Raw genomic sequence first — 8,409 nt, 5'->3', positions numbered from 1 at the left:
CCAAACGGTTATCTAGTTTTGAAGGAATGAACTTCCTTTATAATGCGGAAGTAGTTCAGTGGTAGAACACCACCTTGCCAAGGTGGGGGTCGCGGGTTCGAGTCCCGTCTTCCGCTTTCTATCATGCGCTCGTAGCTCAATTGGATAGAGCATCTGACTACGGATCAGAAGGTTAGGGGTTCGAATCCTCTCGAGCGCGTTCAACCAATTTTATAAAAAAGATATTGACAAAAAAGATATTAATGATTATATTTTTTATTGCAACTGTTTATCCCGGCTGTATGGATAATTTAATCAATCATGCGGGTGTAGTTTAATGGTAAAACCTCAGCTTCCCAAGCTGAAGTCGTGGGTTCGATTCCCATCACCCGCTTTTCTTATTTCACAATTCTTATGTCCCAGTAGCTCAGCTGGATAGAGCAGCGGCCTTCTAAGCCGTCGGTCGGGAGTTCGAATCTCTCCTGGGACGCCACTTACATATGAAGAAATGCGCAAAACTGCGCTAAAGCAAACTCTCTGTCAGAAGCACGATTTCTCGTGTGACGATGGAGAGTTTTTATTTTTGGTAAAGAACATAAGAACAACCTGTCAAGGCTGAGGAAATCGAGAGGGCTCAGTTGGATAGAGTAATGTGCAACATATCCTAGAGCTTGCTACGAGTTGTCCCGACGCACTTGGCTTCTTTGAATTGGCTAGTAGAGGAGGGGGTACCAGCTCTAAGCGATTGGTCTCGGGACGCCATTTATAAATGATTTATTCGGATTAAAATTGTCGAAAACCTTGAAATGACCGCATTTACGGTCATTTTTTTCATTTTTGGTGAATCCCGATTTCTATGGGAGGGAGTTCATGCAAAGGCGTGATTCGAGGATATAGATTCAAGGTAAGAAGTGCATGCCACGGGATGATACAGGCTCTTAAGTGTACAAAAAATTGTAAGGCCCGAAATTAAACCATTCGGGCCGGAGAAACAAGAGAAATTGGATCATTGAAAGACATCCATTACTGATCTGAGGGGGCATCTTCCTCATTGGGCTCTTTAAGAAGCAATAGCAGGGAGATAAAAAAACTTATGCTCAAGATTATTGACAACCACCATCCGAAGATTTCAATAAAGGCCATTTTATCATCCTTCCCCTCATTGTTATGTAAAAAATATGCAAAAGAGCTGTGGATGTATACCGGGAATAACAGCTTATTTTGATGCATAATGAGACGTGAAATCGAAAAAGACCGGGATTTCCCCCGACCGAGAAATAGGGGGTATATCCATATTATACCATATAAGGGTCTTGATGGTGAAACAAAAAAACAGATGCCATTCTTACGAGATGTGGACGAGGAGAAGATCAAAGCTGTGGAGGCAGCACTTGAAAAATATCGTATGCCTATGTTGACGGTTTCAGACGAATTCTTGCCACGCGTGACGCAAACATGCTCTCTCGTGCCACCAAGCTCTATCCCTGTATTGGACAATTCAAAAGGCTACAATACAAAGCTCGTTTGGAGGAAACGTGGATACAAACATGTTGCGCTAGGGATGGATGATTTACAGCCAAAAAAAACACATGCGTACTTTTATTACGATAAGGAGTTAAAAAGGTTGGGTGGCTGCTTCCCGTTACACTGGTTCACGGAGTTTCGAGAAGTGGATGCAGATGAAAAAGGACGGATCTATAATGATCCGCCCTATAAAACTTTTAAGCGGATTCTAGAGATTAGTAGCCACCAAAGCCACCAAAGAAACAACTACATCCAACAATAATTAAAAGGATAAACAGCACAACAATTAAAGCAAAGTTTGACCTTAAGCCAAAGCCACCTGACATTTTGTATCCCCCCCGATTTAACAAGATAGTACATCCTATGTGAAACATAGCCAACCCGTATAAGACAAGCAGCCTAGGTAATGAAAAAATGATGAATACGTTCAGCATTTTGTTGGAACGGGAGAAGCGATGTACGAATGATTTTTGGTGCTTTTTCCTTTTGTTTAGCAGGTAACCAGTTCTCCGGAGTTACTTCTTTTGACGTGGGCCATAACCATCAATTTGTTGACGTGACAGAACCTGCACGAAGTGGTGTTCTACATACACATTGTTATTTCACCTTTACTTCCTTTATTTGTAAAAGTTACTGATAAAACACGAAGCATCTATAGAAGACAGTATAAACGAAAAGCTCAAAATGTCTCGGCATTTTGAGCTTTTTCATTTTCTATTGCAACGAACAGATTCGCTTGGTTGAAAAAGGAGGATTACAAGAAACAAGATGGAATATCAATAGCTAAGTAAAATGAAGAATATACAGGTGGGATAGGTGATGTATATAACAAGATGGGCAACAAAAAATGAGCTCCCGTTACTTGCGGAATATTGGTTTCACATGGCATGTGAGATGGGGGAAAAGGATGGCATACCTATACCAAACAGTGAACGTGTGAACGAAGTGAGAAACTTATTTCTTAAGGAGAGCGAGGAGAACAATTTAAGATTCCGGGTGGCGGTTGATGAGCAAGGAAACATTGTGGCATGTGCAGGGGGACTGATTAGGATGGAGTATGCCACCCCTCTAAGTGAAGAACCAACTCCTTTTGGTTGGGTAATTAGTGTTTATACAATTCCCCATCATCGAAAAAAAGGCTTGGCTTCCCAATTGGTGGAAGAAGTCTGTTCTTGGCTAAAAGAGCGAGGCGCAAGAAGGGCTCGGCTATGGGCGAGTTCAGAGGGCCGGAGAATCTATGAACGGCTTGGCTTCTCCCCGATGCTCGATATGGAGAAAGCATTGTAATGAGTAATGTTTCTTTCGGGAACGAGAGCTTCAATGGAATAAGAACAACCAAAGAAGTCTTAGGAAATAAAAATCCGATTACAAACCGGAGCCGAGCCCGTTTGGAAGTGAAGCCGAACAATTTTCCAAGGACATGAAGTTTCAGCAAATGAAGATTTCAACGTGGAAGATAAGTCTGGATACTCGATCGTTGAGCTGATACAAAGCACAAAATCATTGAGGTGCACGCTAACCGATGGGGATGGGGGGATGACACATTCCTGAGCTTAGGCGCTGTTCAAACCACAAGAATTCTACGGTGTTAGCCGTGTGGAGTGTCAACTCCTACCCTTTGGATAATTCTTACGTATAAAATATCAATAATTTTATGATGGGGTTATGACCCCACCAGGACGCCACCTACATCGGAACAAGTGCGCAAAACTGCGCGAAAGCAAATGCTCTATCCAAATATTGAATTCCTCGATAGAGTGATAGAGAGTTTTCATTTTTGATGAAGGAGATGACAACAGTTTGCCAAGGATAGGGAAATCCGGAACGATCGGCGATGAAAACAGCTGTATCTTGTCTTTAAAATGAAAACAAATTGAAACGTTCATGGCGGCGAAAGTTTGTTAAAATATACAAGATAGAAATAAAATAGCGGAATCCGCCATACAATGAACATGCATGGCAAATACATGAATCAGGTGATCGACATGGGGTTTGAACAACAACTCGTTCATAAGACATTTTATGAAACGTTAATTGATGGAGGAGAGCACGATATTGTCAGCGCGCTTGGCGACATTTTCTTCACCGCGTATCGGGACGGAACCGATTTGTCGTCCATTCGCTTTGCGCAAGGGGAAGTGTACTTCCACCGTCGTGATTATGAGACCGCCATTTTCAAATGGGAAAACGTTCATAACGATTTGCGTCCGTGGGCGCAAAAAAACATTGCGGACAGCTACTATGAGCTCGGACAGTTTCAGCTCGCCGAAGAGCTGTACCGCTCGATTGAGGCAGAAAGCGAGACGCTTCAGGCGGAAATCATTTTGCGTCTATTTTCACTCTACCGCGAGTTGGGTGAAAGAGAAAAAGCGGATGAAATGATTAAGCGCGGCGTGGCGCTTTCCCCTGACTACCCGAATATGACTGAATGGGCCCGCGCCTTTTTTGAAGAACAAGGCGATTGGGAAAGTGCCATCGAGCTCGCTTTAGGGGAAGCGGTGCGGACGTCGGCGCGCCATTGGGCGGACACTTTGACTGGCTACGTTGAGCAGGGGCATGCGCGGATGATGGCACCTGCGCGCTTTTCACGGTGTTTAGCGCTGTTGTATGAAACCGATCGGGTGAAGTTTGAACGATTGGTGCAGGCGTTATGGAACGGTTATAAAGATAGTGATGTTTATTTTTCATGGTTGGCAGAGTGGAGTTCCCTTTACGATGAGCTAGCAATTGGCCGAGATTATGAGTGGAAGAGAATTCCATCCCTTTTGGCTGAGGCGTATGACGGGTTAATGAAAGGGCCGTATCGGTTGAAAGAACTCGTTGAAGTCGTGCCGCCGCTCTTAAAAAGCTGGGTGAATTTGGCTGACGGTCAGGGGATGGCGGAGGCCGCGGCTGCCTTGATAGCATGGAGTGAAAAATTTCCGGAAGGCTTTAGTGACGAAATGGTGAAGAACGCCGCTAAACAGCTTGTCTGTGCGGATCGGCAATCAGAAGAAGCAGGAGTGGCGTTATTTGAGGAAATGGCTGATTGGGCAGAGACGCAGCGGGCGGGCTCGCATTTTCGCTTCCGCTGGCTCGTACGGCAGCTTTCCGATCTGCGGACGCATCGCGTTCTTGTCGCTGGAGCGTCGCGAAATGAACGCTTGGCATTTTTGCGCACGGTAGTTGGCGAAGCGGCATTAGTGGCGCCATCGGCTCCAGTGCTTGTTTGGAAAAACGGCGACGAGACCGAAGTGGCGAAAATTAGTGATGAACAGTTTACTGTTTTTGCAAGCATTGATGAGTTTCAACAAGCATTAGGAGGGCGGACCGTCCGTTTTCCTGATGATGCAGTCATTGAGTGCACGGCGCCGCTTTCGCTTGTACCGCAAGAAGTAGCCTTTTTGGACATCGGCCCGCTTGGCGGACGCGTCTCTTCTCATCATGAGGCGCTCGTTTCATTCCCGCTCGCCGATAGCATTCTTTTCCTTCTGAACGGTGATGATCCGTTTTCCAGCGTGGATGAACAGCTCGTGCTGCAGCTTTGTGAACGAGCACCGCGCGTGCCGATTCACTTTTTATTGCCTCCGAGCGACGGGATGATCGATGAGCAGGAGGAGCTACGGATTGCTCGAGAAATCGAAGCGCATATTCGCACCATCGTCCCGAGGGCGAACGTGATCGTCTATTCACCGCACGCGCCAAGCCGCAAGCAGCAACAAGCGCTCGCTGACTTGCTTGGAGAAGTGCGCCATCATCGGTCTTCCGTGCGTCGGGAAGAAGCGATTTTGGCGACGATTCACCAGTTTATTGCCCATTTGTTCCGGCAGCGGGCTGAGGCGGAAAGCCGGTTGGCAGAGTCGATCGTCTGGAAAAAAGAAATGGCCGCCAAGCTGAACGGGGCGATCCATCAACTTGGCGATCAGCAAGAAGAGAAAACAAGGAAAGTAGTGAAAGCGTTCCGGACAGTTTTAGAAGAGACGCGGAAGGACTTGTCAGCGGCGATTCCTGACATGCTGCGCAAAGCGGCCGACTTTGTGCGTGAAGACAGCGACTTTGCCCGCCTTCACCTCGAGCTGAATGATCAAGTGAACGAACAGCTCCGCACCTATATTGATGAAGAGGTGCTGCCGAAATTACATGGTGCCATAGAAGATTGGATTGCCACGACAAACGAGGAATTCAACGAATGTCAGGCGTTTTTGCATGAAATGGGCGAAGCGTTTAACGCCATGTTTGGCGAAGAACGGCTGAAGCTTGAATGTGATTTCCGCATTCTGGCCGATTGGCGGCGCGATATTGATCGGCTTGCGAGCGGGGCGCAAATTGATAAGCTGAACATTTTCCTTCGCCGGACACCGGGACAGCTGCTGTTGAAAGGAGCGGGCAAACTGCTTGGGGCCTTCGCGCAAAATAAGGTGATGTTGGCACAAAAGTATAAGCAATTTATCCAAATGCAAGATTACACGGATGTGGCGGAAACGGTCGCCGGGCAGTTGTTGTTGCCGTTTGAATGGTTTGCCAAATCGCTTGAGCGTGACATCACCCAGTTTTTCCAAGCGCCGTTGGCGGTGTTAAACGAAACGTTAGAACGATTGGAGCTCGAAATTGTTGCTCAGGAAGAGGAATTACAACAGATGCGAACAAATCCAGAAGCCTATCGCGATCCGCTTGTTCTTTTTGGCATTCGTTTGCGACAATGCGAGCAGCTGACGCAGGCGGCTTCTGCTGCGGTTCAAGTATAAGGAAAATCGGCCGGACACAACTGATAGGAGAAACCACTTATGTACTCTACCAATCGAACGTAGAGATTCAACAAAATCGTCAAGCTTATGAATTTTTCACCTTCATTATTTATTTTTAATTTTTTACCCTTCTTTTCAATATGAATGCTCTTTTTAAACCATTTAGTATAAATTGAGATGATATAATTGTTAAAGAAAAAAATACAATTGGTATAAGTGGGATCCAAGGGGTGATGCTTATTACTTGATAGCTGTCACCAATAAGTCCTGACCATTCATAGGAAGTCGTTTTCGGAGGGTCTATCTGCATATAGTCGACATAAGTGCCTCCAAAAAACAATTGTAGCACTCCTAGGTGAGCTAACACCATTAATACTTGAATGAATTGCTGAATAGACAACAGAACCCAATTTTCCAAAACATGTGGAAGCACATGCACTTTGAAAATATGCCATTTGGAACCGCCTAATATTTTAGCTGCTTGGACAAACTCTTCCCTATACACTCTCCGAATGTCATTGGCAATATAAAATGACAACGTTGGAAGAGCAAGAACAGTGAGAACAAATACTTCAAATACGGCCCGTTTCCAAAAAGGATGCGGAAACCCGTCGCTCGGCATCCATAGCACATTGACTAAAATAAAGTAAGCGATTAATGTTAACGGAACGACAGTAAAACTATCAAAAAAGTTTTCTAGTTTTGGAATCCATTTTTTGCAGTATACTCCTAACGTTCCCCCGATCATAATGGCCAAAGCCATGCGCAACATCATGATGAGCAAAGCGATTCCTATAGTAAATTTTGCGCCTTGAATCATCATATGAAGCATGTCGTATCCATTGCGATCGGTCCCTAACGGAAAACGAAGAGAAGGTGCAAAAGGAGGAGTACCGATAACATTACCATTTTTATCAAAAAGAATTGGAACTTGTCGAATGCTCCCATCATTAATTATGCTGTTTAACAAACTTAATAAGAGCAATATGCTGATAAAAAGGAACCCCAGCATAAATAACTTGTCCCGGATCAATATACGAATCAAGCTACTTCTCTCCTTTCCACATCTGTGGAAGAAATAAATAAGAGATTTTATAAAATAAAAAGACAGGGATATATAATAATAACAACCCGAGCGCAAACACTTCCGGAGTATGATATTCAAGCAAAAAAGCAGTAATGCCGCTCACGTTAAAGACATACTCGATGATAATCAAGTTCGAAAGCATAGACCAAATCATTGTTTTCGAATAATAAATCAATCCCGGCGCTACGTTCCGCAGCACATGTTGATTCAAAATATAGAAAAAAGACAGCCCTTTTGAAAAAGCGTATTCTACATATGGCTTATGAAGTTCGTTTTCATATTGCTGCAAAAGAAACTTTGCAAACAACAGAGAAATCGGAATACTCAGACAAGTGGTGGGCAAAAAAAGGCTTCTTTCCTCTCCTGCGGAAGCAAGCTGAAAGATGAGCCAGCCGGTTTTTTTGAATATTACAATTACGATTAACTGAAAGGTCACGATAATCAGCAGATCGGGCAAGGATTCAAAAAGACCCAATATCATTTTGATTCGCTCCATATGGCTCCGGAAGAAAAGAAGCGTGATATACGTTATTCCCCATGCTAATATTAGTGCTACCACGATTGCCAACCCGCATAATAGAAGCGACTCCCGATAATGAATAAGAATTTGTGGGAATACTTTTCTATTCGTTCCATATTCGATACTTAGTGGATGAATAAGCTTCATGATGATGTATCCTAATGTTTTTACATATTCCTTTACATTGATCGAAATATTATGAAATAAGCTGGGGAAACCACTGACCATCACTACTCCTAGGATTGCCAATAAGCATTCTAGTATTATTCCAGCAATGAATTTCATTATTCTTATCAATAATGTTCCTCCTTTCTAATAAATTAATTTTGTAACATAATAAAAAAATGGCGTATTATTAATTTTCTACAAACATTTATTCATTTTTAATCCTGATACCTCTATGTTTCTAGATATTCGCCACGAAATGGACTTGACAATCAGATTTTTTTGAATTGTGGTACAAAAACGTAATTTCCTATATGGTAAACGTGATCTAAACATTAACCAGGGAGGAATTTTTATTTGCGATCCCAGTTTATCAAATATTTTGGTTCATCACCAAAAGATGTACTTGA

The 8,409-nt window shown here is 43.7% G+C and carries 6 protein-coding genes, 4 tRNA genes and 1 pseudogene; 7 read left to right on the top strand and 4 right to left on the bottom strand.

The genetic code is table 11. The annotated features are described in order from the left end of the window. Positions 1-44 precede the first annotated feature (44 nt). From DSM465_RS0117395 to DSM465_RS0117370, 5 genes are all read left to right on the top strand, one after another. Positions 45-116, top strand: a tRNA-Gly gene (locus tag DSM465_RS0117395). A 9-nt stretch (positions 117-125) separates the two neighbouring features. Next, a tRNA-Arg gene (locus DSM465_RS0117390) sits at positions 126-199 on the top strand. Positions 200-302: 103 nt separating this feature from the next. Further along, positions 303-373: transfer RNA gene (locus DSM465_RS0117385), tRNA-Gly, on the top strand. A gap of 22 nt (positions 374-395) precedes the next feature. Further along, positions 396-472 (top strand) — tRNA-Arg (locus tag DSM465_RS0117380). Between the two features lie 843 nt (positions 473-1,315). After that, the gene (locus tag DSM465_RS0117370; RefSeq protein WP_051358552.1) at positions 1,316-1,765 is read left to right on the top strand and encodes a hypothetical protein; all 450 of its coding nucleotides are present in this window, start codon (positions 1,316-1,318) and stop codon (positions 1,763-1,765) included. Here the strand turns inward: DSM465_RS0117370 and DSM465_RS19190 are convergent. Beyond that, the gene (locus DSM465_RS19190) at positions 1,719-1,829 is read right to left on the bottom strand and encodes a YjcZ family sporulation protein (protein ID WP_078172638.1); all 111 of its coding nucleotides are present in this window, start codon (positions 1,827-1,829) and stop codon (positions 1,719-1,721) included. The two genes, DSM465_RS0117370 and DSM465_RS19190, sit on opposite strands and share 47 nt — an antisense overlap. A gap of 493 nt (positions 1,830-2,322) precedes the next feature. Here DSM465_RS19190 and DSM465_RS0117365 point away from each other — a divergent pair, with 493 nt between their 5' ends. After that, positions 2,323-2,790 (top strand): GNAT family N-acetyltransferase, encoded by a 468-nt coding sequence (locus DSM465_RS0117365; protein WP_029761905.1) that lies wholly within the window; start codon positions 2,323-2,325, stop codon positions 2,788-2,790. Positions 2,791-2,848: 58 nt separating this feature from the next. On the opposite strand, the pseudogene DSM465_RS19185 reads toward DSM465_RS0117365, so the two are convergent. Beyond that, a pseudogene (locus DSM465_RS19185) lies at positions 2,849-3,007 on the bottom strand (IS982 family transposase); the annotation flags it as partial. A gap of 442 nt (positions 3,008-3,449) precedes the next feature. Between DSM465_RS19185 and DSM465_RS0117360 the strand changes: the two are divergent. After that, positions 3,450-6,227 (top strand): tetratricopeptide repeat protein, encoded by a 2,778-nt coding sequence (locus tag DSM465_RS0117360; protein WP_029761904.1) that lies wholly within the window; start codon positions 3,450-3,452, stop codon positions 6,225-6,227. Between the two features lie 115 nt (positions 6,228-6,342). On the opposite strand, the gene DSM465_RS0117355 is transcribed toward DSM465_RS0117360, so the two are convergent. Both DSM465_RS0117355 and DSM465_RS0117350 read right to left on the bottom strand, forming a co-directional pair. Next, positions 6,343-7,272 (bottom strand): ABC transporter permease, encoded by a 930-nt coding sequence (locus tag DSM465_RS0117355; protein WP_051358551.1) that lies wholly within the window; start codon positions 7,270-7,272, stop codon positions 6,343-6,345. Position 7,273: 1 nt separating this feature from the next. Beyond that, the gene (locus tag DSM465_RS0117350) at positions 7,274-7,981 is read right to left on the bottom strand and encodes an ABC transporter permease subunit (RefSeq protein ID WP_230459211.1); all 708 of its coding nucleotides are present in this window, start codon (positions 7,979-7,981) and stop codon (positions 7,274-7,276) included. Positions 7,982-8,409 lie beyond the last annotated feature (428 nt).

This window comes from Geobacillus thermodenitrificans subsp. thermodenitrificans DSM 465, from assembly GCF_000496575.1.
GTDB lineage: Bacteria > Bacillota > Bacilli > Bacillales > Anoxybacillaceae > Geobacillus > Geobacillus thermodenitrificans.
Note: the sequence above shows the minus strand (reverse complement) of the source record. Positions and strands in the feature narration are given on the sequence as shown.